General features: G+C 44.7%; 27 protein-coding genes. 22 read left to right on the top strand and 5 right to left on the bottom strand.

The genetic code is table 11. The annotated features are described in order from the left end of the window. Positions 1-19: 19 nt before the first annotated feature. On the top strand, positions 20-718 hold the full coding sequence (gene phoU / locus R7Q09_RS15710; RefSeq protein WP_005381744.1) for a phosphate signaling complex protein PhoU: 699 nt from the start codon (positions 20-22) through the stop codon (positions 716-718). Between the two features lie 62 nt (positions 719-780). Here the strand turns inward: phoU and ppk2 are convergent, their stop codons facing one another. The 3 genes from ppk2 to R7Q09_RS15725 form a co-directional block, all read right to left on the bottom strand. Next, positions 781-1,557 (bottom strand): polyphosphate kinase 2, encoded by a 777-nt coding sequence (ppk2, locus tag R7Q09_RS15715; protein WP_005381743.1) that lies wholly within the window; start codon positions 1,555-1,557, stop codon positions 781-783. 70 nt (positions 1,558-1,627) lie between these two features. Further along, a complete protein-coding gene (locus R7Q09_RS15720) occupies positions 1,628-2,371 on the bottom strand; it encodes a copper homeostasis protein CutC (protein ID WP_213901733.1) in 744 nt (247 codons plus the stop codon). Positions 2,372-2,654: 283 nt separating this feature from the next. After that, positions 2,655-3,266 carry a peroxiredoxin C gene (locus R7Q09_RS15725; protein ID WP_005381738.1) on the bottom strand — a complete coding sequence of 204 codons (612 nt, stop codon included), beginning with the start codon at positions 3,264-3,266 and terminating at the stop codon, positions 2,655-2,657. Positions 3,267-3,465: 199 nt separating this feature from the next. Here R7Q09_RS15725 and R7Q09_RS15730 point away from each other — a divergent pair, with 199 nt between their 5' ends. The 3 genes from R7Q09_RS15730 (at position 3,466) to aceA (ending at position 8,040) form a co-directional block, all read left to right on the top strand. Continuing rightward, positions 3,466-4,371, top strand: coding sequence for a hydrogen peroxide-inducible genes activator (locus R7Q09_RS15730; RefSeq protein WP_005383681.1), 906 nt, complete (start codon positions 3,466-3,468; stop codon positions 4,369-4,371). A gap of 606 nt (positions 4,372-4,977) precedes the next feature. Next, the gene (gene aceB / locus R7Q09_RS15735) at positions 4,978-6,606 is read left to right on the top strand and encodes a malate synthase A (RefSeq protein ID WP_017820561.1); all 1,629 of its coding nucleotides are present in this window, start codon (positions 4,978-4,980) and stop codon (positions 6,604-6,606) included. Between the two features lie 120 nt (positions 6,607-6,726). Beyond that, entirely contained in the window at positions 6,727-8,040 is a 1,314-nt protein-coding gene (aceA, locus tag R7Q09_RS15740) for an isocitrate lyase (protein WP_005381733.1), read from the top strand. A 123-nt stretch (positions 8,041-8,163) separates the two neighbouring features. Here aceA and R7Q09_RS15745 read toward each other — a convergent pair whose 3' ends face one another. Further along, complete coding sequence (locus R7Q09_RS15745; protein WP_017820562.1) at positions 8,164-8,613, bottom strand: CBS domain-containing protein; 450 nt, start codon at positions 8,611-8,613, stop codon at positions 8,164-8,166. 312 nt (positions 8,614-8,925) lie between these two features. Between R7Q09_RS15745 and R7Q09_RS15750 the strand changes: the two genes are divergently transcribed. The 8 genes from R7Q09_RS15750 (at position 8,926) to R7Q09_RS15785 (ending at position 17,078) form a co-directional block, all read left to right on the top strand. Then, positions 8,926-10,092: a trypsin-like serine protease gene (locus tag R7Q09_RS15750; RefSeq protein WP_262638884.1), complete on the top strand. Its 1,167-nt coding sequence runs from the start codon at positions 8,926-8,928 to the stop codon at positions 10,090-10,092. 268 nt (positions 10,093-10,360) lie between these two features. Next, positions 10,361-11,413 carry a tRNA preQ1(34) S-adenosylmethionine ribosyltransferase-isomerase QueA gene (queA, locus tag R7Q09_RS15755; protein WP_005381728.1) on the top strand — a complete coding sequence of 351 codons (1,053 nt, stop codon included), beginning with the start codon at positions 10,361-10,363 and terminating at the stop codon, positions 11,411-11,413. Positions 11,414-11,560: 147 nt separating this feature from the next. Further along, positions 11,561-12,697, top strand: a complete 1,137-nt coding sequence (gene tgt / locus R7Q09_RS15760) for a tRNA guanosine(34) transglycosylase Tgt (RefSeq protein WP_005381727.1) — start codon at positions 11,561-11,563, stop codon at positions 12,695-12,697. A gap of 177 nt (positions 12,698-12,874) precedes the next feature. Continuing rightward, positions 12,875-13,204: a preprotein translocase subunit YajC gene (yajC, locus tag R7Q09_RS15765; protein WP_005381725.1), complete on the top strand. Its 330-nt coding sequence runs from the start codon at positions 12,875-12,877 to the stop codon at positions 13,202-13,204. A gap of 21 nt (positions 13,205-13,225) precedes the next feature. After that, positions 13,226-15,082 (top strand): protein translocase subunit SecD, encoded by a 1,857-nt coding sequence (secD, locus tag R7Q09_RS15770; RefSeq protein ID WP_005381724.1) that lies wholly within the window; start codon positions 13,226-13,228, stop codon positions 15,080-15,082. Between the two features lie 14 nt (positions 15,083-15,096). After that, complete coding sequence (gene secF / locus R7Q09_RS15775) at positions 15,097-16,044, top strand: protein translocase subunit SecF (protein WP_005383689.1); 948 nt, start codon at positions 15,097-15,099, stop codon at positions 16,042-16,044. A 164-nt stretch (positions 16,045-16,208) separates the two neighbouring features. Further along, the gene (locus tag R7Q09_RS15780) at positions 16,209-16,625 is read left to right on the top strand and encodes a hypothetical protein (protein WP_017633921.1); all 417 of its coding nucleotides are present in this window, start codon (positions 16,209-16,211) and stop codon (positions 16,623-16,625) included. Between the two features lie 141 nt (positions 16,626-16,766). Beyond that, positions 16,767-17,078, top strand: a complete 312-nt coding sequence (locus R7Q09_RS15785) for a hypothetical protein (protein WP_017633920.1) — start codon at positions 16,767-16,769, stop codon at positions 17,076-17,078. 70 nt (positions 17,079-17,148) lie between these two features. Here the strand turns inward: R7Q09_RS15785 and suhB are convergent, their stop codons facing one another. After that, on the bottom strand, positions 17,149-17,952 hold the full coding sequence (gene suhB / locus R7Q09_RS15790) for an inositol-1-monophosphatase (RefSeq protein WP_005381722.1): 804 nt from the start codon (positions 17,950-17,952) through the stop codon (positions 17,149-17,151). A 231-nt stretch (positions 17,953-18,183) separates the two neighbouring features. Between suhB and trmJ the strand changes: the two genes are divergently transcribed. The 10 genes from trmJ (at position 18,184) to pepB (ending at position 26,091) form a co-directional block, all read left to right on the top strand. Beyond that, positions 18,184-18,903 (top strand): tRNA (cytosine(32)/uridine(32)-2'-O)-methyltransferase TrmJ, encoded by a 720-nt coding sequence (gene trmJ / locus R7Q09_RS15795; RefSeq protein ID WP_005383693.1) that lies wholly within the window; start codon positions 18,184-18,186, stop codon positions 18,901-18,903. A 125-nt stretch (positions 18,904-19,028) separates the two neighbouring features. Next, positions 19,029-19,535: a Fe-S cluster assembly transcriptional regulator IscR gene (gene iscR, locus R7Q09_RS15800; RefSeq protein WP_005381720.1), complete on the top strand. Its 507-nt coding sequence runs from the start codon at positions 19,029-19,031 to the stop codon at positions 19,533-19,535. A gap of 28 nt (positions 19,536-19,563) precedes the next feature. Then, positions 19,564-20,778, top strand: a complete 1,215-nt coding sequence (locus tag R7Q09_RS15805; protein WP_005381719.1) for an IscS subfamily cysteine desulfurase — start codon at positions 19,564-19,566, stop codon at positions 20,776-20,778. Between the two features lie 38 nt (positions 20,779-20,816). Continuing rightward, positions 20,817-21,200 (top strand): Fe-S cluster assembly scaffold IscU, encoded by a 384-nt coding sequence (gene iscU / locus R7Q09_RS15810; protein WP_005381718.1) that lies wholly within the window; start codon positions 20,817-20,819, stop codon positions 21,198-21,200. A 70-nt stretch (positions 21,201-21,270) separates the two neighbouring features. Further along, entirely contained in the window at positions 21,271-21,594 is a 324-nt protein-coding gene (gene iscA, locus R7Q09_RS15815) for an iron-sulfur cluster assembly protein IscA (RefSeq protein ID WP_005381717.1), read from the top strand. 55 nt (positions 21,595-21,649) lie between these two features. Beyond that, positions 21,650-22,165: a co-chaperone HscB gene (gene hscB, locus R7Q09_RS15820; RefSeq protein WP_033905803.1), complete on the top strand. Its 516-nt coding sequence runs from the start codon at positions 21,650-21,652 to the stop codon at positions 22,163-22,165. 21 nt (positions 22,166-22,186) lie between these two features. Then, a complete protein-coding gene (hscA, locus tag R7Q09_RS15825) occupies positions 22,187-24,040 on the top strand; it encodes a Fe-S protein assembly chaperone HscA (RefSeq protein WP_318070978.1) in 1,854 nt (617 codons plus the stop codon). A gap of 13 nt (positions 24,041-24,053) precedes the next feature. Continuing rightward, positions 24,054-24,392 carry an ISC system 2Fe-2S type ferredoxin gene (gene fdx / locus R7Q09_RS15830; protein WP_005381713.1) on the top strand — a complete coding sequence of 113 codons (339 nt, stop codon included), beginning with the start codon at positions 24,054-24,056 and terminating at the stop codon, positions 24,390-24,392. A 44-nt stretch (positions 24,393-24,436) separates the two neighbouring features. Further along, positions 24,437-24,631, top strand: a complete 195-nt coding sequence (iscX, locus tag R7Q09_RS15835; RefSeq protein ID WP_005381711.1) for a Fe-S cluster assembly protein IscX — start codon at positions 24,437-24,439, stop codon at positions 24,629-24,631. 161 nt (positions 24,632-24,792) lie between these two features. Continuing rightward, entirely contained in the window at positions 24,793-26,091 is a 1,299-nt protein-coding gene (gene pepB / locus R7Q09_RS15840; protein ID WP_054575091.1) for an aminopeptidase PepB, read from the top strand. Positions 26,092-26,177 lie beyond the last annotated feature (86 nt).

The raw sequence follows: 26,177 nt of genomic DNA on the forward strand, positions 1-26,177 counted from the left end.
ATACGGAATAAGGAACATCATGCACTTTGGACGTCATATTTCAGGACAATTTAACGTAGAGCTAGAATCGATTCGTACTCATGTATTAACCATGGGGGGCTTGGTAGAACAGCAGCTTTCGTATGCTATTCAAGCCTTGCATAAAGAAGACATCGAACTGGCGCGTAAGGTTGTGCGTGACGATCATAAAGTGAATGCGATGGAAGTCTCGATCGATGACGCTTGTACACGCATTATTGCTAAGCGTCAGCCAACGGCAAAAGACTTGCGCTTAATTATGGCTATCATCAAAACGATCACTGATTTAGAACGTATCGGTGACGTGGCGACACGTATTGCTTACGTTGCCATTGAAAGCCCATCATCAAAAGAACGACAATTCCAAGTGTCGTTAGAGCCTCTCTGCCGTCAGGCAATTAATATGCTGCATCAGGTTTTAGATGCGTTTGCCCGCATGGATGTAGAAGCGGCAGCAGAGGTGCATAAACAAGATGACAAACTAGACGCCGAGTATGAAGCGGTGATTCGTCAGTTGATGACTTACATGATGGAAGATCCAAAAAATATCCCTAATATTCTGCAAGTGATGTGGTCGGCACGCGCGATTGAACGCGTGGGGGACCGCTGCCAGAACATCTGTGAATACATTATTTACTTCGTGAAAGGGAAAGATGTACGCCATCTAGGTGATCAAAGTATTGATGACGTACTGAAGTAACTGACTTCAATAAATAGACCAGCTTTTAGGCTGGTCTATTTATTAGAGAGAAGGAAAGCACGTCAATATTTATCAGGAACGAAGGTCTGATCATCAATGGGCGCTCTGACGTAACCTTCTTTATTGAGTTCAGGTAATTCGATGGGTGAGTACTCAAGTGCTTTGTAATCAATCTGGCTTAGTAAATGACTGATACAGTTCAAGCGCGCTTTCTTTTTGTCATCTGAAGGGACGACCCACCAAGGGCAGTTTTTTGTGTCTGTATAGGCAAACATCTTATCTTTTGCTTCCGAATACTCCGCCCAGCGATGACGTGACTCCAAATCCATTGGGCTGAATTTCCAACGTTTGATCGGCGTATTAATTCGACCTAGAAAACGTTTTTCCTGCTCTTCGTCTGAAACCGAAAACCAATACTTAATCAGAATAATCCCAGAGCGTTGCAACATTCTTTCGAATTCAGGACAAGAGCGTAAAAACTCTTCGTATTCATCAGGCGTACAGAACCCCATGACTTTTTCGACACCCGCTCGGTTATACCAACTTCGGTCAAATAAAACGATTTCACCAGCAGATGGTAAATGAGCGACGTAACGTTGGAAGTACCATTGCGTTTTTTCTTTTTCTGTCGGTGCAGGCAGAGCCACTACGCGACAAACACGCGGGTTTAGCTTTTCTGTAATTCGCTTTATCACTCCGCCTTTGCCCGCAGCATCACGGCCTTCAAACAGAACCACCACTTTTAACCCTTTGTGTTTGACCCACTCTTGAAGTTTTACGAGCTCAACTTGAAGGTTTTTGAGCTCCTTTTCGTATTCCTTTTTCTTCAATTTAGACATACACCTTTCCTCACTCCTTGATAAACAATATGTTAGCACTCAAAAGCTATGCGCGTGAGGTTACGGTGGTCTATTTGAGAGATGCTACGACATCGGTTATGGCTTGTGTACTTGTGATGGGGATTAAAAAATCATCGACATCGGATGCGCCCATTTTGCTTTGTTCAGCAACAAAGGTCATTTGGCTAGGGCGTGTGGTTTTGCCTGACAGATGGATTTCAGGAACTTGAGTGTCTTCTACTAACGCACGTACGTTACTCGCATTAACGCCAGCCCCCGCCATGATTGCTATGCGTCCTTGGGCTTGCTTAACCAAAGCTCTAAGCACATCGATCCCTTGTGGTGCTGAAGGCGCAAGACCGGAGGTTAAAATACGTTCACAACCTAAGCTGATCACTTCTTCCAAAGTTTTTTCAGCGTCACGACACTGGTCAAAGGCACGATGGAAGGTCACGCCTAAGCCAAGCGCTTGAGCAAATTCACACAGCGCAGCCGCGTAAGGCATATGAATATCACCGTCTTGAGTGAGCACGCCGAACACGACACCGCTCAAGCCTGATTGGTGAGCCGCTTCAATATCCCAACGCATCATTTCGATCTCTTCTTCATTGTAGAAGAAGTCACCTTGGCGTGGGCGGATCATGGCATAAACTGGAACACTCGAAAGCTTAGCCGCTTGCTGCATAAAACCATAACTGGGTGTTAGTCCGCCTAAAGCCAAAGAGGAGCAAAGTTCAATCCGAGTGGCGCCGCCAGCAATGGCGTAGTGCAGAGATTCAATATTATCAATACAGACTTCTAGGTGAGTAACCACGTTCATTCATCCTGCTAACGTTACAAATAAGTGTTGTGGCTAAGATATTAACAGGGCCAGTAAGCAGAATCTGTATGGAGGGGATGATAAATAGAGGTAAAGTTTACGCTAAAGCGTTACCTCATTTTGGCGGTTTATCTGAAGGAAAAAGAAAGCCCAGAGCAGAGGCTCTGGGCTTTGATAGGACTTTACTTAGACTGATTGGCGTTTGCGGTTTTCCGCATTAGCTTATTGCTTTATATACATCCAACCATCACACCCGTTGAGCTAGGGTGAAGGTCTATTATTTTTTGCCTAGGTCAGCTGCGTGCTCAGATAGGAACGCTGCAACACCTTTTGGAGATGCGTCCATACCTGCTTTACCTTCTTCCCATTGTGCAGGACATACTTCGCCGTGCTTCTGGTGGAAGTTAAGAGCGTCAACCATGCGTAGCATTTCGTCGATGTTACGGCCTAGTGGTAGGTCGTTAACTACTTGGTGACGTACAACGCCTTCTTCGTCGATTAGGAAAGAACCACGGAAAGCAACGCCTGCTTCTGGGTGCTCAACGTCGTAAGCTTTACAGATTTCGTGCTTAACGTCAGCAACTAGTGGGTACTTAACTTGACCGATACCGCCATCTTCGATAGCAGTGTTACGCCATGCGTTGTGAGAGAACTGAGAATCGATAGAAACACCGATTACTTCAACACCTTTAGCTTGGAAGTCAGCTAGACGGTTGTCGAATGCGATTAGCTCAGATGGGCAAACGAAAGTGAAATCTAGTGGGTAGAAGAATACTACTGCTTTCTTACCTTTAGTGAACTCTGCAAAGTTGAAGTTTTCAACGATTTCACCGTTACCTAGAACAGCTGCTGCAGTAAAATCAGGGGCTTGACGACCTACTAGTACCATTTTTTTGCTCCTAAAAAGTATGGTTAGCTCCAAACCGAATTCAGTTGTGTCGGTTTGGTTCGTGTTTGTACGAGACAAACTATAGTACAGATTGTAGTATTGAAAAAAGCGAAATAAATAGATTGAGTTAATCGAAAAAAACGATAATAACAAAACTCTTAACTCGATCACTGGAACGGCGGTAGATACAAATACAATTATGAATAAATGGCCCAGTTTGAAGCAGTTACACTATTTAGTCACACTGCATGAAACAAGACATTTTAGTGACGCTGCAGAGCGTTGTTTTGTCAGTCAGTCGACTTTAAGTAAGGGTATTCAAAACTTAGAGGAATTGATAGGTTGTCCCTTATATGAAAAGAAAGATAAGAAAAGTCCACTGGTTTTTACTCAAACAGGAGAAATGGTAGTAAAGCAGGGGCGAGAGCTGTTAGCAAAAGGGCAAGATTTGGTCGAACTTGGACGTATGTGCCAAGGCGACGATATGCAAGGCCAGCTAAAAGTAGGATGTATACCAACAATTGCTCCGTTTTTACTGTGTGATTTGGTACAAGAGGTGAACTACCGTTTTCCACAACTGAATCTTTTATTAAGAGAAGACACGACGACAAACTTACTTCAAGCGCTCAGACATGGTGAGCTGGATGTGCTTATTTTAGCGTTACCAGTCGAAATTGATGGCATGGAAAGCCGAGTAGTGGGTAAGGATCCGTTTCGAATGGTTATAAGCGCTAATCAAGCCCAATCGGTCCCTGTGCCGATTCGTTACGCGGATTTACCTGACGAATCCGTCTTTCTACTAGAGAAAGAACATTGCTTAACGGAACATGCGGTATCAGCGTGTAAATTAACAGACAAAGAAAAAATCAATCCGTTTACGGCAACCAGCCTCCATACACTGGTGCAAATGGTTGCGAATGGTTTGGGAACAACGTTCATTCCTCAAATGGCTATCGACCATGGCTTGCTGCATAACCAGAATTTAGTCGTGATCGATCCTCCTGGTAAACAAGCTTATCGCGAAATCGGCTTAGTTTGGCGTCCGAGCTCGTCAAGAACGAAAACATTTAATCAACTTGCAGAAGTCGTTTCAGAGCTGCTTTAGCTATTAGTATTAGCCCTTACTTCTCCATTATTTATCTAAAAGCGCACTGGAAACAGTGCGCTTTCTAGTATTTTATTCTGTTGGTAAACTTTGACTTGTAAAATTTTACAGCTCTTCTTTGATGAAGCTTTCATAAAATAGTGAAATTTCACAATGTTAATTTTACACAAAGCCCTGCATACCTTGTTTGACCCCTGTTTAAATACATCTCTTCAGCCCTTGTGAGTACAAGGTGTTTGTTTACCTGTCAATATTCATACGCTTGTTTGAAATTATAAAGCGACTTTAAAATTAATGTAATTTTATTACGTAATAACTTACAAAATGAGGCGCTTGATAGATGGTTTTTACCTTGCGGAATAAAACTTTGAATTTTCTGTTTTGTTTATATTAGGGGTTTCACTAAACCCTTTGTTGATATAGCTTATTTAAAGGCCGATACGACTTATGTCTAGATTGAAAATACACGTAGCATTACGCAATCTATCGGCATGGCTAGACGAGTTGAACACAAAGTTAAAGGATGTAATTTGTTGTTCATAACTTACAAATGTAGCTTTACGCTGACTGCCCAAGATTGATAAAGCACGTTAAGGATGAATGATTATGCTTGCTCAGACAGAACAAAAAACACAACAACTAAAGCAAACCCAAGGCATGCTTGAGGTGAATGGAGTCGTTGCTCCAGAACATCAAGCAATTTTCCCTGTTGAAGCCCAAACCTTTTTATCTCTACTGTGTGAAAAATTTGCCGGACGTGTTGAACAGTTGCTGGAAGCAAGAGAAGAGAAGCAAGCACGTATTGATGCTGGTGAACTACCAGATTTTCTACCAGAGACACAAGACATCCGTGAAGGAAGTTGGAAGATCCTAGGAATCCCACAAGATCTGCAAGATCGCCGTGTGGAGATTACCGGACCAACTGACCGCAAGATGGTGATTAACGCACTGAATGCGAATGTAAAAGTGTTCATGGCAGACTTCGAAGATTCAATGTCTCCTGCATGGAGTAAAGTGCTGGATGGTCAAATTAACTTGCGCGATGCTGTTAATGGCACCATCAGTTACACCAATCCTGGCAATGGCAAACATTATCAGCTGGAAGATGACCCAGCGGTGTTGATCTGCCGTGTTCGCGGCCTTCATTTAAAAGAAAAACACGTTACGTGGCACGGTCAGATCATTCCAGGTGCGCTATTCGATTTCGCTCTGTATTTCTATAACAACTACAAAGCGTTACTTCAAAAAGGCAGTGGCCCTTATTTCTACCTTCCAAAACTGCAATCGCATCACGAAGCGAAGTGGTGGAGCGAAGTGTTCCATTTCACGGAAGACTATTTCGGTTTGGATACAGGCACCATCAAAGCGACTGTGCTGATTGAAACCTTACCAGCGGTATTCGAAATGGACGAGATTCTGTTCTCGCTTAAAGAACACATCGTTGGTTTGAACTGTGGTCGCTGGGATTACATCTTTAGCTATATCAAAACATTGAAAAAACACTCAGACCGAGTACTGCCAGATCGCCAAGTGGTAACGATGGACAAGCCATTCTTAAACGCTTACTCGCGATTATTGGTACGTACTTGCCATAAACGAGGTGCTTTCGCGATGGGAGGAATGGCCGCATTTATCCCAGCTAAAGACCCGAAAGAGAATCAAAAAGTATTAGACAAGATCCAGACTGACAAATCGTTAGAAGCTAACAACGGCCACGACGGTACTTGGGTGGCTCATCCAGGTTTGGCTGACACTGCTATGGAAGTCTTTAGTGCTGTGCTGGGTGAACGCACCAACCAGTTGGATGTGAGCCGTGCAGAGGATGCGCCTATTACAGCCGCTGAACTGCTTGAGCCTTGTGAAGGCGAGCGCACTGAAGGCGGAATGCGCCACAATATTCGCGTTGCGCTGCAATACATCGAAGCTTGGATTTCTGGCAATGGTTGTGTGCCGATTTACGGACTGATGGAAGACGCAGCAACGGCAGAAATCTCACGCGCCTCTATCTGGCAATGGATTCAACACGGCAAGTCGCTAGACAACGGATTAAAGGTCACTAAAGAGTTGTTCGAGCTCTATCTCAAAGAGGAGATTGAAGTCGTGAAGCAAGAAATTGGCGAGCAGCGCTACCATGCGGGTCGATTTGAAGAAGCAGCAGACTTAATGGCAAGGCTCACGACGAGCGATGAACTGACCAACTTTTTGACAGTTCCTGGTTATGACTACCTGGATTAATAAAGAATAACTGTAACACCAATAACGTGAAGGATTTTCAAGGCAGATAGGGAAGTACTGCCTGAGAACGGAAACTCAACGCACACGCATAAAGTGCAAATTATAAAGAGGGATAGACCAATGACTAACTTAACTCGCCGCCAACAAATTGAAGCTCTGGAAAAAGACTGGGCAACTAACCCACGCTGGAAAAATGTGAAGCGTACTTACACTGCCGAGGAAGTGGTGGAACTGCGTGGCTCTATGGTGCCTGCAAACACAATTGCACAACGTGGTGCAGACAAACTTTGGTCACTGGTCAACGGTAGTGCGAAAAAAGGTTACGTAAACTGTCTTGGTGCGCTAACGGGTGGTCAAGCCGTTCAACAAGCTAAGGCAGGTATTGAAGCGATCTATCTGTCAGGCTGGCAGGTAGCGGCGGATAACAACACCGCTTCGACGATGTATCCAGACCAATCTCTTTACCCAGTAGATTCTGTACCGTCAGTAGTAAAGCGTATCAACAACTCATTCCGTCGTGCAGACCAAATTCAGTGGGCTGCTGGTAAGACGCCTGAAGATGAAGGTGGTATTGATTACTTCCTACCTATCGTAGCGGATGCTGAAGCGGGCTTTGGTGGTGTGCTTAACGCTTACGAACTAATGAAATCGATGATCGAAGCCGGTGCCGCGGGCGTTCACTTTGAAGACCAGTTAGCATCGGTGAAAAAGTGTGGTCATATGGGGGGTAAGGTATTAGTTCCTACGCAAGAAGCGGTACAAAAGCTCGTTGCAGCTCGTTTGGCTGCTGACGTAGCGGGAACAACAACATTAGTTATTGCTCGTACTGATGCGAATGCGGCGGATCTCATTACTTCAGATTGCGACCCATATGATAAAGACTTTATTGAAGGTGAGCGTACTCAAGAAGGTTTCTACCGCGTTCGCGCGGGTATCGACCAAGCGATTTCTCGCGGTCTGGCTTACGCACCATATGCAGACTTGATTTGGTGTGAAACGGCTACGCCATGTTTGGAAGAAGCACGTAAGTTTGCAGAAGCAATTCACGCTGAATACCCAGATCAATTGTTGGCGTACAACTGCTCGCCTTCATTCAACTGGGAGAAAAACCTAGATGCAGAAACCATTGCTAAGTTCCAACAAGAGCTTGCAGACATGGGCTACAAGTACCAATTCATCACGCTAGCAGGCATTCACAACATGTGGTTCAACATGTTTGAACTGGCACACGCTTACGCTCAAGGTGAAGGTATGCGTCATTATGTTGAGAAAGTTCAGCGTCCTGAATTCCAAGCAGCTGAAAAAGGCTATACGTTTGTTGCGCACCAACAAGAAGTAGGTACAGGTTACTTCGATAGAATGACCAATACTATCCAAGGTGGTAACTCTTCAGTGACAGCATTGACAGGTTCGACCGAAGAAGACCAATTCTAATTGGCAGAGAAACACTTCCTTAATCAGCGTCAGTAATGGCATTTTGAGCGGCAACCCTGCCGCTCTTTTTTCGTTTAACCGGTGTAAAAACGAAACTTACAACAAAGAGAATACGCTTGCGTACTACTCTTCCTGCTCGATTTCTTCAGGTTCCACTTCTTCTTGTAGTTCCAATAAGTTAATCGCAATCGTCACGAAGTCACTATCAGTAATAATGCCGACCAATCGACCTTTGGTGACAACAGGTAGACAGCCAACTTTATGCTTTTGCATATAGATAGCGCTCTCTTTGAGCCCCGCGATAGGCTCTGCCGTCATGATATTGGTGTGCATCATTTCGTAGAGCGGTGTGTCTAAAGTAAAAGATTGTTCAGCCTCATCTGGGTGCAAGCTCGATTCTTGAGCAGCAAGAATGTCGCGTTGAGTCACCAAGCCTTGTAAGTGGTTATTGGCATCAACAACCGGAATGTGTCGAATATCAAGCGCATCCATCATGCTTTTTGCATCACGCAAGGTGTGCGTGCGCAGTAAGGTATGAGGATTACGAGTCATCATGTCTTCAACCTTGATCATAGAGACCTCCAGCGGCATTGTCCTTCTCTTAAATATAGAGAATATTTTTCTGTATATCTGGGAGCTAACTCGTTTTTCATCAATTCAATAGCACAATGCTGATGGGCTGCGTAATCTGTGTTTTATTGGTGTTTTTATTAATTTGAATAAGTCGGTTTGTGTGCGAGTCAGTTGGCATTTTTAGTTGATATTGAATGTGTTCCCAAGGTAATCCAATGAATTGAATCGCACATTTTTATTCGCTGGATTTTCCAAGATTCTTCTCTCGAAGAAGATACGTCCAGGCTTACCAAATTGAAGACAGCAACCTAGATGAAACGAACAACGTGTAACAAACTTATTGCGCTGGCAGTGGCGGCATTCAGTGTGCCATCAACACAGGCGATTGTGTTAGGAGATGAACAAACCGATCCTGTTGACCGCGTTACTTTGCGAGCAAGTAACATGGCAGAGTTTCCGCTGTGTGGTGGAACGATGCTGACAGAGCAATGGGTACTGACTGCGGCGCACTGTGTGGTGATGGGACAAGGAACCAATGAAGCAACCTACTATGTGACCCCGCCGGGTGAGCTGTCGGTGAATGCGAATGCGTATGAACTTAATTCTGCAGGGCTTGATAACTTTTATCCGGTGTCTCACGTTGTGGTTCATCCGGATTACACCCGGATTTCAAAAGCTGAGACCGACAGTAATGGCAACGTGAAACCTATCCAAACCGGTTTAGATTCAGACATCGCGTTGCTGTATCTCACGCGCCCAGTGGCAAACGCGCACTTTGCTGACCTAGCGAGTAAAGTTGACATGGAGAGTATCGAAGCACGTTTGGTGGCGGATTGGAACGATAATTACCTGACCAATCAACGTGTCGAAAATGTGCAAGTGTTTGGATGGGGGGCTACTCAGCCGGATGCTTCTGAACCTTCTAATACGCTCAAAACCACCATTAGCACATTTTTACCCATCGACAAATGTTATGAGCGTTTAGAAATTGGCAGCAGTTTTCCGGGGATCATTGATTCAAGAGACAACCAAACCAAAATTTGTACGCTACCAACACAAAACCATGTATTGGAGCCAGATAGCCATACTCAATATGGCAACTCTGCATGTAAAGGTGACAGTGGTGGCCCGTTGGTCGATGTGGCGACCGGCAAACAAATTGGTATTGTTAGTGGCGGCCCCCTTATTCTACCAACGTGTGGCTCTTTGACGATCCCAAGTTTCTACACCAAGGTGAGCCACTATTACGACTGGGTACAGTCTTACATCACTGCCGATGCGCCACCAAGTCGTTACATCATTGCGCCGAATTTTATCAAAAGTGCTAACAATGAAAGTGGTGACAATAAAGAGTGTCACGATGGCATTGCGACCAATAACTGTGATTTCAAAGGCTCAGATGATGAAGGTGGCAGTCTAGGGTTTTGGTTATTGGGTTTATTCGTGCCGTTATTCTTGTGGCGAAAGCGTGAGGTTTGATAGGGCGATTGGAATGCCAAACTAATAAGCAGCGGTATACGTTGCTTTGCTTTTTTCATGTTCTCTCTTTGGGGCTCAAATTAAAAATAGTGCCAAGTAATCGAGGCTTTTCACGTTTTATTACACTCTTCACCATGGCTTTTACTGCTATATTCTGGTGATTTGCTTGCTATTGCAGCATGTAAACATATACTAGTCTGCTGCGAAAAACTCGTCGCAATTTTATCGTCGCCTAGACGTGATTTGACCAATAGATAAGACAAGTAACATGCAAGTATCAGATTTCCATTTCGACCTTCCAGATGAACTCATCGCTCGCTACCCTCAACCAGAGCGTACCGCTAGCCGACTGCTGCAAATGGACGGCAATACCGGAGAGCTCATTGATGGCACATTTACTGATGTATTGGGCCAAGTTCAACCCGGTGACTTAGTGGTGTTTAATAATACTCGTGTTATTCCTGCTCGTCTTTTTGGCCGCAAGGAATCGGGCGGTAAATTAGAAGTGCTGGTGGAGCGCATGTTGGATGAGAAAAGCATCCTCGCGCACGTTCGTTGCTCTAAATCACCAAAACCAGGTACAACCATTATTGTTGGCGAGAATGATGAATATTCAGCAGAAATGGTTGCACGCCATGATGCTTTATTTGAACTGAAATTTAGTTCTGATAAGACGGTACTAGAAATTCTGGAAGAAATCGGCCATATGCCGCTTCCTCCTTACATCGACCGTCCAGACGAAGATGCAGATAAAGAGCGTTACCAAACGGTATATAATCAAAAGCCAGGTGCGGTTGCGGCACCTACAGCGGGCCTTCACTTTGATGATGTTCTCTTGGAGAAAATCAAAGCGAAAGGTGCAGAGTTTGCTTACGTTACTTTGCACGTTGGGGCGGGTACATTCCAGCCGGTAAAAGTGGAAAATATCAACGATCACCACATGCATGCCGAGTACGTAGAAGTACCACAAGAAGTCGTCGAAGCAATTAAAGCGACGAAAGCGCGCGGCGGACGAATTATTGCTGTTGGTACCACATCTGTGCGTTCACTTGAAAGTGCAGCGCAAGACGCATTGCAAAAAGGGACTGAGCTGGCCCCATTCTTTGGCGATACTGAAATCTTTATTTTCCCTGGTTACGAATATCAGCTGGTGGATTGCTTGATCACAAACTTCCACTTGCCTGAATCAACACTGATCATGTTGGTGAGTGCATTTGCTGGATACGAGAACACCATGAATGCTTACAAGCACGCGGTGGAAAACAAATATCGTTTCTTCTCGTATGGCGATTCAATGTTCATCAAGAAGAAAACGGCGTAGTTAAAAGTAGATTTACGAGTGCTAGCAGTAAGCTAGGAAATAAAGTATCCATTGCTTTGTCTCTCGCAAGGAAAAGCGACCGCTCCTTAAAGTAGGGTAGAGCCCTAAACACTCAGTCAGACTGTTTCTCTGACACCCGGAGGCATCGTGAAATTAAAATTCGATCTTAAGAAGAAAAACGGCAATGCACGTCGTGGTCAACTGACTTTCGAACGCGGCACTGTTCAAACTCCTGCGTTCATGCCAGTAGGTACTTACGGTACCGTTAAAGGTATGACACCAGAAGAAGTAAAAGGTACTGGTGCAGAAATTCTGCTAGGTAATACGTTCCACCTGTGGCTACGTCCTGGTCAAGAAGTGATGAAAATGCACGGTGACCTGCACGATTTTATGAACTGGCACGGTCCTATTCTTACTGATTCAGGCGGCTTCCAAGTATTCAGCCTTGGTAAGATGCGTACGATCACTGAAGAGGGTGTTCACTTTCGTAACCCAGTAAACGGTGACAAGATTTTCATGGACGCAGAAAAGTCGATGGAAATTCAAAAAGACCTGGGCTCTGACATCGTTATGATTTTTGACGAGTGTACGCCTTACCCAGCGACACACGATGAAGCGAAGAAATCGATGGAAATGTCATTACGCTGGGCACAGCGTTCACGTGACCATTTCGAGAAGCTAGAAAACCCGAACAACCTATTTGGTATTGTTCAAGGTGGTGTTTACGAAGATTTACGTGATGTGTCGGTAAAAGGTCTAACGGAAATCGGTTTTGACGGTTATGCGGTTGGTGGTTTGGCAGTAGGTGAGCCTAAAGAAGACATGCACCGTATTCTTGAGCATACTTGTCCTCAACTTCCTGAAGACAAACCTCGCTACTTGATGGGCGTTGGTAAGCCAGAAGATTTGGTTGAAGGTGTTCGTCGTGGTATCGACATGTTTGACTGTGTAATGCCAACGCGTAACGCACGTAATGGTCACTTATTTGTGACTGGTGGTGTGATCAAGATCCGTAATGCGAAACATAAAACGGATACAACACCATTGGATCCGCATTGTGACTGTTACACTTGTCAAAACTACAGCAAGTCGTACCTTCACCATTTAGAGCGTTGTAATGAAATCTTAGGCGCTCGCTTGAATACAATCCATAACCTGCGTTACTACCAGCGTCTGATGGAAAGCATTCGTAAAGCAATTGATGAAGATCGCTTCGATGAATTTGTTACTGAGTTCTATGAGCGTCGTGGCCGTGAAGTGCCACCACTAGCAAAAGAGCAGTAATTGAAAAACTAAAAGAATTAAAGCCTTTGGCATGTCGCCAGAGGCTTTTGCTAATAAAGTAGGCTAACGCACGTTATTTTTGAGAGAGCGATCTCTATTAGTTACTCTCAGACTTGAATCTAAAATGCGAAAGCCCAATTTGTTTGATTATCAATAAAATATAATGAGGATGTTTTAATGTTTATTTCTCAGGCTCACGCAGCAGCAGAAGGCGCGCCAGCAGGCGGTGGTTTTGAAATGCTAATCATGCTTGGCATGTTCGCAGTGATCTTTTACTTCATGATTTACCGCCCACAAGCGAAACGCGTAAAAGAACACAAAAACCTAATGGCTTCTATGGGCAAAGGCGACGAAGTTTTAACTAGCGGTGGCCTAGTGGGTAAAATCACTAAGATTGCTGAAGACAATGACTACATTTCAATTGAGCTTAACGCGAACAATGAAGTAGTAATCAAGAAAGACTTCATCACTGCAGTGCTACCAAAAGGTACGCTTAAGTCTCTATAAAACAGCTAAAGGATCCTCGCTGTGCTAAACCGTTATCCATTATGGAAGTACTTGATGGTGCTTTTTGCCATCATCACCGCTGCGTTATACGCACTTCCAAATATCTACGGTGAAGATCCGGCTATTCAAGTTACAGGGGCGCGTGGCGCCTCTGTAGATATGTCAACGCTGGATGCTGTCACTACTGCTCTTAACAAAGAGCAACTTTCTCATAAATCCATTGCTCTCGAAGATGGATCAATTCTTGTTCGTTTTAACGACACTGACACACAAATCAGTGCTCGTGATGTCATCAGCGAAGCGCTAGGCAAAGACACAATTGTTGCACTTAACCTTGCACCTTCTACACCCGATTGGCTAGAAGCGATTGGCGCGTCACCATTGAAGCTAGGTCTTGACCTTCGCGGTGGTGTTCACTTCTTAATGGAAGTGGATATGGATGCAGCGATGGAAAAGCTTGTTGGTCAACAAGAAGAAGCTTTCCGTAGCGAACTTCGTGACGCCAAGATTCGTTACCGTGCAATCCGCCCTTCTGGAAAAGAAGCGGTAGAAGTGTTGTTGCGTAACGAAGAGCAATTAGCAGAAGCGAAAGCAACGCTAGAAAAGAATCACCCGGACATGATTTTTGTCGATTCTGATTCAAATGGCCGTTACGCTCTTACTGCAACCTTTACTGAGCAACGTTTACAAGAGATCCGTAACTATGCTGTTGAGCAAAACATTACGATTTTACGTAATCGTGTCAACGAACTAGGTGTTGCGGAACCATTGGTTCAACGTCAAGGTGCTAGTCGCATTGTAGTTGAACTGCCTGGTGTTCAAGATACTGCTCGTGCAAAAGAAATTCTCGGAGCTACGGCAACGCTTGAATTCCGTGAAGTTGATGATAAAGCTGACCTATCGGCAGCGGCAAATGGTCGCGCACCAGCAGGTAGTGAAATCAAGATGGACCGTGATGGTCGCCCAGTTGTGCTTAAGAAGCGCGTTATTCTTGGCGGTCAAAGCATCACAGATGCAAGCTCAAGTGTTGATGAATATGGTCGTCCACAAGTTAACATCTCGCTAGACAGCGAAGGTGGTAATAAGATGTCTGCGTTCTCTAAGAAGAACATTGGTAAGCTAATGGCTACCGTGTTTGCAGAATACAAAGACAGTGGCCGTCGTACGCCTGAAGGCAAAGTTATTCTGGATAAGCATGAAGAAGTCATCAACCAAGCAACGATTCAATCGGCTCTTGGTCGTAACTTCCGTATCACAGGTATCGACTCTGCTGCAGAAGCACACAACCTAGCACTTTTACTACGTGCTGGTGCACTGATTGCACCTATCTCTATCGTTGAAGAACGTACCATTGGTCCATCAATGGGCCAGCAAAACATCGATATGGGTATCCAAGCATGTATCTGGGGTATGGTTGCCGTAATGCTATTTACGCTGCTTTACTACCGCGGCTTTGGTTTGATTGCAAACATCGCTCTAATGGCAAACTTGGTGCTTATCATTGGTGTTATGTCGATGATTCCAGGCGCTACCATGACGCTTCCGGGGATAGCCGGTATCGTGTTAACCGTCGGTATGGCGGTTGATGCGAACGTACTGATCTTCGAGCGTATCCGTGAAGAAATTCGTGATGGACGCAGTCCACAACAAGCGATTCACCAAGGTTACGCGAATGCATTCAGCACGATTGCTGATGCGAACATCACAACACTAATTACTGCAATCATTCTATTTGCGGTCGGTACAGGTGCGGTGAAAGGTTTCGCAGTTACTCTATCTATCGGTATCTTAACTTCAATGTTCACCGCCATTATTGGTACACGTTGTATCGTGAACCTGATCTACGGTGGCAAACGCGTTGATAAATTGTCGATCTAAGGCTGGGAATTAATATGTTTCAAATTCTAAAAGCAGAGAAGACGATCGGCTTTATGCGTTGGTCGAAAGTAGCATTCGTTTTTTCAATTATAATGATTGCTGCTTCTATCTTCACTTTGTCAACCAAGTGGCTTAATTGGGGTCTAGATTTCACTGGCGGTACGCTTATCGAGGTAGGTTTTGAACAGCCAGCAAACCTTGAAGAGATTCGTGCAGCACTAGATTCAAAAGGCTTTGGCGATGCGACAGTACAAAACTTCGGTAGTGCTCGTGAAGTCATGGTCCGTCTTCGTCCACGTGATGACGTTTCTGGTGAAACGCTAGGTAACCAAATCATTGGTGCTATCAAAGATGGTACTGGCGAAAGCGTAGAAATGCGTCGTATTGAGTTCGTAGGTCCCAACGTTGGTGATGAGCTAACAGAAGCTGGTGGTCTAGCGATCTTGGTATCGCTGATCTGTATCCTGCTTTATGTATCGATGCGATTTGAATGGCGTCTAGCGGCTGGTGCGGTAATGGCATTGGCTCACGATATAATTATCACGCTAGGTGTCTTCTCGTTTCTACAAATTGAAGTTGACCTGACCATCGTAGCTGCGCTACTGACGGTTGTGGGCTACTCACTCAACGATACCATCGTTGTATTTGACCGGATTCGTGAAAACTTCCGTAAGATGCGTAAGGGTGAACCTTCAGACATTATGGACGCCTCAATCACTCAGACGTTGAGCCGTACATTGATTACATCTGGTACGACTTTGTTCGTGGTAATTGCACTGTTCATGCAGGGCGGTGCTATGATTCACGGCTTTGCAACCGCACTTTTACTCGGTATCACTGTAGGTACTTACTCTTCTATCTACGTAGCATCAGCACTGGCTCTGAAACTGGGTATCCAGAAAGAGCACTTGATGCCACCTCAAGTAGAAAAAGAAGGTGCAGAGTTCGACGAGATGCCATAAGGCAGATTGAGAACCGAAAACAAAAACCGCTGAGCAATCAGCGGTTTTTTTATGCCTGATAGATTTGAAAGTTTCATTTTTTTTTGAGGTACTTCCAGCTTGAATTGTAGTTTTTTGATTGAGTTGAATATCGGAAGTATGTTCAACAATTTCGGGAGGAAATAATGTCAAGGCAAGCTGAAATAAAAGTACAGTTACTGAAGTTTGTAGAGATTTCTTACAAGCACAATAAAGGTGTTACCACCAAGCTAGTTACTGGAGGGAAAAGGTTCAAGTTAGCAGTTGATGAGTCAGGTAAAGTAACTTTATCTGGTGAGCTTGGATTTACTAAGTTTGAAGTTTCAAAAGAAATGGTTGAAGAGCTGGGCATAAAATTAAAAGCCGTTTCTGTTACTTTTAAAACTACTCGTGATGGTGTTTTGACATACAGTGGGAGTGTTTCTCTTTTTGGTGTTGTTTCCTTTGGAGTTACTGGGCAGGTAAATGTCCGTGAGCTTTTAGAGCAGTGCGAGTGGGGGCTTTGTAAGTACAGATTTAAGCCGAGTAAAATTGATCAAGCGCTCCGTGAAGCTGGGGTTTAGTTGGTTATGCTAAATAGAATTCTACCTATTCCGGTTTTACTAAGTGTTTCAACGCCCTGCATCGCAAGTCCACTCCACGATACTTACCTTGATATACGTAATAATTTATACAAGATGCAGTATATAGAGGTGGTAGAAGCTATGGCAGGACCAAATCTATCGATTGAAGAGCTGAACAGTATTAAGTCTCACCCAATAAAATTTGGTCATCAATTTCCATTTTTATCATCTATCCCATCAAGTTTGGTTACAGAGCTGTCTTACTTTGAAGAGTACAGTGAGGATGGAGGAGTTGGATGTCTTTCTGTAAACGGCTTTGGTGATGTATACCAGCCAGTCACGGTTTCGCTGCAGTTTTTAATGAAGGAACAAATATGGAAGGTTAAGCACGTAAAAATAGACCACTTATCTGACTACGACCGTTTCTACAAACAGGCTGATTGTTCGAAATAAAAAAGCCCCGCTCAATGAGCGGGGCTTTCTAAAGTCATCAGCGTGACGGGCTATATATGACTTTCAAATCTTACTTAAGGATCGCGCTGTTACCGTTTTCGCGGATGTGCTTAAGGATAGATTTTACGCCACGAGCGCTTGAAGCAACGATGTTACCAGACTTCATGTAGTCAGTGCCGCCAGCAAAGTCTGTTAGGATTGCCCCAGCTTCACGAGCAATAAGCTCACCTGCTGCCATATCCCAAGGTTTTAGGCCTAGCTCGAAGTAACCATCAACACGGCCAGCAGCCACGTAACAAAGGTCAAGAGCAGCAGAGCCGCTACGACGGAAATCAGCACATTCAGTGAATAGCGCACCAACGATCTTGATGTAAGACTCAGCGTGTTGTTTCTGCTTGAATGGGAAGCCTGTTGCTAGAACAGTACCTTGAAGGTCTTTTAGTTGAGCAACACGAATACGTGCACTGTTTAGTTGAGCGCCGGCACCGCGTTGTGCAGTGAATAGCTCGTTTTGCATTGGATCGTAAACACAAGCAACTTCAGTTTTGCCCTTAATACGAACAGCGATAGAAACCGCGAAAGTTGGGTAACCTTTTACAAAGTTAGTGGTGCCATCCAGTGGGTCGATGATCCATTGTACGTCTTTATCTTTACCTTCGATAAGACCTTGTTCTTCAGCAACGATACAGTGCTCAGGGTAAGACTGCTTGATAGTATCGATGATGATGTATTCTGCTTCTTTGTCTACGTTAGTGACAAAGTCATTAGTGCCTTTAAGAGTAGATTCTACTTTATCAGTGTTTTCTAATGATTTAGCAATATGATTGCCTGCCTTTCGCGCAGCGCGAATAGCAATGTTTAGCATTGGATGCATACGAATTTCCCAACGGATGTTAAAGAACAAATGAAAGCGGCGGCGAGTATACCAGAGATAATTAAAAAGGGAAGTGGTTATTTTTTACTCTAATTGCGGCCGACTGAGTGTACAGATCATACTGCGGACGAGAACAATAACCAAGAATGAGAAGAGAGGTCTGCTTGCCTCTAGGGTGTCTTAAAAAACTATGATAACATTCTTCGGTTTTAATTTAGGTAGCAAACACAGATGTTGGATCAAGTAAAAATTGTACTCGTAGGTACCTCTCATTCAGGCAATATTGGCTCAGCAGCTCGAGCAATGAAAGTGATGGGTTTAAACCAACTAGTATTAGTCGATCCACAATGTGAAGTGGATGAACAAACTCTTGCTTTAGCTGCGGGTGCTGGTGATATTGCTCAAAATGCAAAGATTGTCGGCACATTAGAAGAAGCGGTTGAAGATTGTGGCCTTGTTGTGGGTTCTAGCGCCCGCTCTCGTACATTAGAATGGCCAATGCTCGAGCCACGTGAATGCGGTGAGAAATTTGCAGTTGAAGGCCGAAAGCATCCGGTTGCGCTCGTGTTTGGCCGAGAAAGAACTGGTTTGACAAACGAAGAGCTACAAAAGTGCCACTACCATGTTTGTATTCCCGCTAATCCTGAGTACAGCTCGCTTAACCTAGCGATGGCTGTACAAACTCTCAGTTACGAAGTGCGAGTTGCACACTTGAACTTAGAGCAAAGCCAGTTTTCCCCAAATGAATCGGAAGAATACCCGCGTCATCGAGAACTCGAAATGTTCTTCGAGCATCTTGAAAAGGTGATGGTTGAGACCCAGTTTATTAACAAAGAGCAACCTGGACAGGTGATGAATAAGTTGCGCCGTTTGTTCTCTCGTGCTCGACCAGAAACCCAAGAACTTAATATTCTACGAGGCGTTTTGACTTCGATAGAAAAGAAGTTCTGAGTGAATAATAACCACTTTAGGTGTAAGGATGAATACCTGAGTAAAATGGTCAAATAAATACTTGACCAAATTACTCAGGTATGGAAAAATCTTAACCATTACAAACCATGTGGATACGGTGTGGTATGAAACTTACATCTAAAGGAAGATATGCGGTGACAGCCATGCTGGATGTGGCACTGCATTCGCAACAAAACCCTGTACCTCTGGCTGATATTTCAGAGCGTCAAGGGATCTCGCTCTCTTACTTAGAGCAGCTATTTTCAAAATTGCGTAAAGCAGGTCTCGTTGCCAGCGTTCGTGGTCCTGGTGGTGGTTACCGACTTGGTGCCGACGCTCACAGTATCGCTATTGGTACCGTGATTGCTGCCGTTGATGAGTCAGTAGATGCAACCAAATGCCAAGGTAAAGGAGATTGCCAAGGTGGAACACGTTGCCTTACTCACACGCTGTGGCGTGACCTAAGCTCTCGCATTAGTGACTTTTTGAATAACATCACTCTTGGTGAGTTGATGACAGACAATGAAGTACTCGAAATTTCTGATCGTCAGGACATTGATCTGGCGGTAACCCATGGGCTATCAAACAAAAATACAACCGCCGCGCCCATCGGTGTAAACGTCCGCTCTTAGCGGTCAGCTTTTTACATTGGAGTAGAGAATGAAACTGCCGATTTATCTTGATTATTCCGCTACATGTCCAGTTGATCCACGTGTTGCTGAAAAAATGGTTCAGTACATGACAATGGATGGCACATTTGGCAACCCAGCGTCACGTTCGCACCGTTACGGCTGGCAGGCAGAAGAAGCGGTCGATACTGCTCGTGAGCAAATTGCTGACCTTCTAAATGCAGATCCTCGCGAAATCGTATTTACATCTGGTGCGACAGAATCAGACAACCTTGCGATTAAAGGTGCTGCGCACTTTTACTCGAAGAAAGGCAAGCACGTAATCACTTGTAAAACAGAGCACAAAGCCGTTCTTGACCCATGTCGTCAACTTGAGCGTGAAGGCTTTGAAGTGACTTACCTTGAGCCAGAATCAAATGGCTTGATCGATCTAGAGAAGCTTAGAGCAGCCATGCGTGATGACACCGTGCTTGTGTCTATTATGCATGTAAACAACGAGATTGGTGTGGTTCAAGACATTACAGCGATCGGCGAACTGTGCCGTGAGCGTAAAATTGTTTTCCACGTGGACGCTGCGCAATCTGCAGGTAAATTACCAATCGACGTTCAAGAGATGAAAGTTGATCTAATTTCACTTTCTGCTCACAAAGTATACGGCCCTAAAGGTATCGGTGCACTTTACGTACGTCGTAAGCCTCGTATTCGTCTTGAAGCGCAAATGCACGGTGGCGGTCATGAGCGTGGTTTCCGCTCTGGTACACTACCTACTCACCAAATCGTAGGTATGGGTGAAGCATTCCGCATTGCAAAAGAAGACATGCAAAAAGATTACGATCATGCTTTAGCGCTTCGTAACCGTCTTTTTGATGGCGTGAAAGACTTAGAAGCAGTGACGGTAAACGGTGACTTTGAGCAGCGTGTACCACACAACCTAAACATCAGTTTCGCATTCGTAGAAGGTGAATCACTACTAATGTCGCTTAAAGATCTAGCGGTATCTTCTGGTAGTGCTTGTACGTCTGCAAGCCTTGAGCCTTCTTACGTTCTTCGTGCCCTAGGCATGGATGACGAATTGGCTCACAGCTCGGTTCGTTTCTCGTTTGGTCGTTTCACGACTGAAGAAGAAATTGATTACGCAATTGAACAAATCCGCGTTGCAGTGACTAAGCTACGCGACATGTCTCCTCTATGGGATATGTACAAAGAAGGGATTGATTTGAGCACTGTTGAATGGGCTCACCATTAATCTCAGGGATTGAAATAGAGGATTCGAGGTAATTTATCATGGCATACAGCGAAAAAGTAATTGATCACTACGAGAACCCACGTAACGTTGGTTCATTCGATAAAGAAGATCCATCAGTAGGTAGCGGCATGGTTGGCGCTCCTGCGTGTGGTGACGTAATGAAGCTTCAAATCAAAGTGACACCTGAAGGTATCATCGAAGATGCGAAGTTCAAAACATACGGTTGTGGTAGTGCAATCGCATCAAGCTCACTAGTAACTGAGTGGGTAAAAGGTAAGTCAGTTGATGAAGCGGCAGCAATTAAAAACTCTGAGATTGCTGAAGAGCTAGAGCTTCCACCAGTGAAAGTTCACTGTTCTATTCTTGCTGAAGATGCAATCAAAGCAGCGGTTGCTGACTACAAGAAAAAACACCAAGAATAATTATTCCGTAATATAATGGGAGCTTTGACGCTCCCATTCCAATCGAAATTTAGACAGACTAAGGTGCAGTATGGCCATCACAATGACAGAATCAGCGGCAAGTCGCGTAAGAGCATTCCTAGATAACCGAGGCAAAGGTATCGGTTTACGTCTTGGAGTGAAGACGACTGGTTGTTCCGGCATGGCATACGTACTTGAGTTTGTTGATGAACTCAATGAAGAAGACGAAGTATTTGAACTCTCTGGAGTGAAAATTATCATCGATCAAAAGAGCTTAGTGTACCTAGATGGTACTGAATTGGATTACGTGAAAGAAGGGTTGAATGAAGGTTTTGAATTCAACAACCCTAACGCGAAAAGTGAATGTGGTTGTGGTGAAAGCTTCAACGTCTAATTGATTGTCCTTCTGGGCAAACGAGTCCGGAAGGCTTTACTAGGACCCGAACTTAATGAATCACTTTGAATTATTTGGGCTACCAAGTCAGTTTAAGCTGGATGGTAGCCTTCTTTCTTCTCAGTTCCGAGAACTACAAAAACGCTTCCACCCGGATAACTTTGCAACGGGCTCAGAACGTGACCGTTTGATGGCGGTGCAAAAGGCGGCGCAAATCAACGATGCCTATCAAGTTCTGAAAAATCCTATTTCTCGCGCCGAGTATATCCTCGCAGAGCAAGGTGTTGAGATCCGAGGTGAACAGCAAACAATGCAAGATCCGATGTTCTTAATGGAGCAAATGGAACTGCGCGAAGAACTGGAAGAGATTGCTGACAAGTCCGATCCTGAATCGGCGCTTTTTGACTTCGACTCTAAGGTCAGCAAAATGTACAAACAGCATCTGGCAAGCGTCGAGCAAGAGCTTGATGATGGTCTATGGGCTGAAGCCGCAGACCGAGTTCGTAAGCTAAAATTCATTGCCAAACTAAAGAACGAAATTGAGCTAGTCGAAGACAAACTCCTCGGCTAGTAAGCGTGACAAGGACCTATCATGGCACTACTTCAAATCGCAGAACCGGGCCAAAGCTCGGCACCTCATGAGCATAAGTTAGCAGCGGGTATCGACTTAGGTACTACCAACTCTTTGGTTGCTTCTGTACGTAGCGGCGATGCAACTCCACTTGCGGACGAGCAGGGCCGTACTATTTTACCTTCAGTCGTTAATTACGCTGAGGAAACGTTAACGGTCGGCCACGAAGCCAAAGCCAAAGCAGAGTTTGAACCAGAGAACACGATTATCTCTGTAAAACGTTTGATCGGTCGTTCATTAAAGGACATTCAGTCCCGTTACTCTTCACTTCCTTATCGTTTTAAAGAGAGTGAAAACGGCCTGCCAATTCTGCAAACACCTCAAGGTGACAAAAACCCGATTGAAGTATCTGCGGACATCCTAAAAGTATTGGGTAAGCGAGCTGAAGATACGTTAGGTGGTGAGTTAGCTGGTGTCGTTATTACCGTTCCTGCTTACTTTGATGACGCGCAACGTGCAGGTACAAAAGATGCGGCGAAATTAGCTGGTCTTCATGTTCTCCGTCTACTTAATGAACCAACCGCTGCGGCAATTGCTTATGGCCTAGACTCTGGTCAAGAAGGTGTGATTGCGGTTTACGATCTAGGTGGCGGTACTTTTGATATCTCTATCCTACGTTTATCGAAAGGCGTATTTGAAGTATTAGCAACAGGTGGCGATTCTGCATTAGGCGGTGACGACTTCGACCATCTATTTGCCGATTATTTAATGGAGCAAGCGGGTCTAGAAGCTCCGCTTTCTGCAGAAAAGAACCGTACACTGTTGAACATTGCTACTGAAGCTAAGATTGCTTTCTCTGAGCAAGACAGTGTTGACGTTGACGTTTTTGGTTGGAAAGGCACCGTGACTCGCGAGCAGTTCGAAGATCTGATTCGTCCGCTAGTGAAGAAAACCCTGATGTCTTGCCGCCGTGCGCTGAAAGATGCGGATGTAGATGCGGAAGATGTACTTGAAGTAGTCATGGTCGGTGGCTCAACACGCACATTGCTTGTACGAGAAATGGTTGGCGAATTCTTTGGCCGTACACCACTGACAAGCATTAACCCAGATGAAGTCGTCGCAATCGGTGCGGGTATTCAAGCTGATATCCTAGCGGGTAACAAATCTGACTCTGAAATGTTGCTTCTTGATGTGATTCCACTGTCGCTCGGTATTGAAACCATGGGTGGTTTGGTCGAGAAGATCATCCCCCGCAACACTACGATTCCCGTTGCGCGTGCGCAAGAATTTACCACATTCAAAGATGGCCAAACGGCGATGAGTGTTCATGTGGTACAAGGTGAACGTGAAATGGTTGATGACTGTCGTTCACTTGCTCGCTTCTCGTTAAAAGGTATTCCTCCGATGGCAGCGGGTGCGGCACATATTCGCGTGACTTACCAAGTTGACGCAGATGGCCTTCTTTCTGTTACGGCAATGGAGAAGAGCACTGGTGTTCAATCAGAGATTCAAGTAAAACCTTCTTACGGCTTAAGTGACAATGAAGTGGCGGATATGTTGCGTGATTCAATGACGCACGCAAAAGAAGACATGCAAGCTCGTGCCTTAGCTGAGCAGCGTGTTGAAGCCGACCGAGTGATAGAAGGTTTGATTGCAGCGATGCAAGCTGATGGTGATGACTTACTATCAGAACAAGAGAAACAAAACTTGATTAAAGCCATCGAAGCCTTGATTGAGCTGCGTAATGGTGATGATGCAGATGCGATAGAGCAAGGCATTAAAGATACCGATAAAGCGAGCCAAGATTTCGCATCACGCCGTATGGATAAATCGATTCGAGCTGCGTTGTCAGGTCAATCAGTAGACGATATATAAGAGATAAGTAGTTATGCCTAAGATTATTGTATTACCACACGACGATTTGTGCCCAGAAGGTGCAGTGTTGGAAGCAAACTCTGGTGACACCGTTCTAGACGTAGCGCTAAAAAACGGTATCGGTATTGAACATGCGTGTGAGAAGTCATGTGCGTGTACTACCTGCCACGTAATCATCCGTGAAGGTTTTGATTCACTAGAAGAAAGTGAAGAACTAGAAGACGACATGCTAGATAAAGCGTGGGGTCTAGAGCCTGAGTCACGCCTAGGGTGTCAGGCGAGAATTGCTGATGAAGACTTGGTGGTAGAAATTCCTAAATACACACTAAACCACGCTTCAGAAGATCACTAAAACTATCTTCCCAATATAGGGAAGAAGCAAAAGGAAGATGAGCAATGAAATGGACAGATTCTCGCGATATCGCGATTGAACTTTGTGACAAGTTTCCAGATGTCGATCCAAAAACAGTGCGTTTTACCGATCTTCATCAATGGATCATGGAGTTAGATGAGTTTGACGATGAGCCAAACCGTTCTAATGAAAAGATTCTAGAAGCCGTTATCATGTGCTGGATGGACGAAGCAGACTAAGTCTGTAAAACACAGCCTAGTTAACAATTCTTACTAAAAAAAGCGGACCTTTAGGTCCGTTTTTTTATCCAATTGACATTTTTGCCCTACATAATGCTAACATCCGTGAGTTATTAAAAAGAAGCAGCGTAGGCAACGCTGCTATAAGACAAGGAGAAACCATGTCTACACAGATGTCTGTATTTTTAAGTCAAGAGTCGGCAGCACCACATTGGGGTGAAAAAGCACTGCTTTCATTCGCTGAAAACGGCGCAACTATTCACTTAGGTCAAGGTCATGATCTCGGCGCAATTCAACGTGCAGCTCGTCAGCTAGATGGCCAAGGAATTCGTTCTATTTTTCTTTCTGGTGATAACTGGGATCTAGAGAGCGTATGGGCTTTCCACCAAGGGTTCCGTAACCCTAAAAAACATGGCTCAGTTGAGTGGGCAGCATTGTCTGATGAAGATCAAGCAGAGCTTCAAGCTCGTATTACTTCGACTGATTTTACCCGCGATATTATCAACAAAACGGCAGAAGAAGTTGCTCCTCGTCAGCTAGCGACAATGGCTGCTGAATTCATCAAATCTGTTGCGCCGAAAGGCACGGTGACAGCACGTATCGTCAAAGACAAAGACTTGTTGGCAGAAGGTTGGGAAGGTATTTACGCAGTAGGCCGTGGTTCTGAGCGTACTTCTGCGATGCTTCAGTTAGACTACAACCCAACTGGTGACGAAAACGCACCTGTATTCGCATGTCTTGTGGGTAAAGGCATCACCTTTGATTCCGGTGGTTACAGCTTGAAGCCTTCTAACTTCATGAGTGCAATGAAAGCAGATATGGGTGGCTCGGGTACTATCACTGGTGGCCTAGGGTTAGCTATCTTACGCGGTTTGAACAAGCGCGTAAAACTGATCTTGTGTTGTGCTGAGAACATGGTTTCTGGCCGTGCCCTTAAGCTTGGCGACATCATCACTTACAAAAACGGCAAAACCGTTGAGATTATGAATACCGACGCGGAAGGTCGCTTGGTGCTTGCAGACGGTCTTATCTACGCTAGTGAGCAAAAGCCTGAGTTAATTATTGACTGCGCGACGCTAACAGGCGCAGCGAAGAATGCGTTAGGTAACGATTACCATGCGCTAATGAGCTTTGATGATGAGCTATCGCATCAAGCGCTTACGGCGGCAAACCAGGAAAAAGAAGGCTTGTGGCCGCTACCACTTGCTGATTTCCATCGAGAAATGCTGCCATCTAATTTTGCCGATTTATCGAATATCAGCTCTGGTGATTATTCTCCGGGTGCAAGTACTGCAGCTGCATTCTTGTCTTACTTCGTTGAGGACTACAAAAAAGGCTGGTTACATTTCGACTGTGCGGGTACGTATCGTAAAGCCGCTTCTGATAAATGGGCTGCGGGAGCAACGGGTATGGGTGTTCGTACACTTGCTCGTTTCCTCAATGAGCAAGCTGGAAAATAAGATTGATTGCAGCACTCTCTTGTTTGAGTGCTGCTCTTACCCAGTAAGTCACTTTAAAAGCACAACTATTATTACAAGTACAGAAA

The sequence above is a fragment of the Vibrio sp. 2130-1 genome (genome assembly GCF_033339515.1).

What these genes read in the sequence shown, in the direction of transcription:
- phoU (WP_005381744.1), top strand. Translation starts at nt 20, where the DNA reads ATGCACTTTGGACGTCATATTTCAGGACAATTTAACGTAGAGCTAGAA.
- ppk2 (WP_005381743.1), bottom strand. Translation starts at nt 1,557, where the DNA reads ATGTCTAAATTGAAGAAAAAGGAATACGAAAAGGAGCTCAAAAACCTT.
- R7Q09_RS15725 (WP_005381738.1), bottom strand. Translation starts at nt 3,266, where the DNA reads ATGGTACTAGTAGGTCGTCAAGCCCCTGATTTTACTGCAGCAGCTGTT.
- R7Q09_RS15730 (WP_005383681.1), top strand. Translation starts at nt 3,466, where the DNA reads ATGAATAAATGGCCCAGTTTGAAGCAGTTACACTATTTAGTCACACTG.
- aceB (WP_017820561.1), top strand. Translation starts at nt 4,978, where the DNA reads ATGCTTGCTCAGACAGAACAAAAAACACAACAACTAAAGCAAACCCAA.
- aceA (WP_005381733.1), top strand. Translation starts at nt 6,727, where the DNA reads ATGACTAACTTAACTCGCCGCCAACAAATTGAAGCTCTGGAAAAAGAC.
- R7Q09_RS15745 (WP_017820562.1), bottom strand. Translation starts at nt 8,613, where the DNA reads ATGATCAAGGTTGAAGACATGATGACTCGTAATCCTCATACCTTACTG.
- R7Q09_RS15750 (WP_262638884.1), top strand. Translation starts at nt 8,926, where the DNA reads ATGAAACGAACAACGTGTAACAAACTTATTGCGCTGGCAGTGGCGGCA.
- queA (WP_005381728.1), top strand. Translation starts at nt 10,361, where the DNA reads ATGCAAGTATCAGATTTCCATTTCGACCTTCCAGATGAACTCATCGCT.
- yajC (WP_005381725.1), top strand. Translation starts at nt 12,875, where the DNA reads ATGTTTATTTCTCAGGCTCACGCAGCAGCAGAAGGCGCGCCAGCAGGC.
- secF (WP_005383689.1), top strand. Translation starts at nt 15,097, where the DNA reads ATGTTTCAAATTCTAAAAGCAGAGAAGACGATCGGCTTTATGCGTTGG.
- R7Q09_RS15780 (WP_017633921.1), top strand. Translation starts at nt 16,209, where the DNA reads ATGTCAAGGCAAGCTGAAATAAAAGTACAGTTACTGAAGTTTGTAGAG.
- R7Q09_RS15785 (WP_017633920.1), top strand. Translation starts at nt 16,767, where the DNA reads ATGGCAGGACCAAATCTATCGATTGAAGAGCTGAACAGTATTAAGTCT.
- suhB (WP_005381722.1), bottom strand. Translation starts at nt 17,952, where the DNA reads ATGCATCCAATGCTAAACATTGCTATTCGCGCTGCGCGAAAGGCAGGC.
- trmJ (WP_005383693.1), top strand. Translation starts at nt 18,184, where the DNA reads ATGTTGGATCAAGTAAAAATTGTACTCGTAGGTACCTCTCATTCAGGC.
- iscR (WP_005381720.1), top strand. Translation starts at nt 19,029, where the DNA reads ATGAAACTTACATCTAAAGGAAGATATGCGGTGACAGCCATGCTGGAT.
- R7Q09_RS15805 (WP_005381719.1), top strand. Translation starts at nt 19,564, where the DNA reads ATGAAACTGCCGATTTATCTTGATTATTCCGCTACATGTCCAGTTGAT.
- iscU (WP_005381718.1), top strand. Translation starts at nt 20,817, where the DNA reads ATGGCATACAGCGAAAAAGTAATTGATCACTACGAGAACCCACGTAAC.
- iscA (WP_005381717.1), top strand. Translation starts at nt 21,271, where the DNA reads ATGGCCATCACAATGACAGAATCAGCGGCAAGTCGCGTAAGAGCATTC.
- hscB (WP_033905803.1), top strand. Translation starts at nt 21,650, where the DNA reads ATGAATCACTTTGAATTATTTGGGCTACCAAGTCAGTTTAAGCTGGAT.
- hscA (WP_318070978.1), top strand. Translation starts at nt 22,187, where the DNA reads ATGGCACTACTTCAAATCGCAGAACCGGGCCAAAGCTCGGCACCTCAT.
- fdx (WP_005381713.1), top strand. Translation starts at nt 24,054, where the DNA reads ATGCCTAAGATTATTGTATTACCACACGACGATTTGTGCCCAGAAGGT.
- iscX (WP_005381711.1), top strand. Translation starts at nt 24,437, where the DNA reads ATGAAATGGACAGATTCTCGCGATATCGCGATTGAACTTTGTGACAAG.
- pepB (WP_054575091.1), top strand. Translation starts at nt 24,793, where the DNA reads ATGTCTACACAGATGTCTGTATTTTTAAGTCAAGAGTCGGCAGCACCA.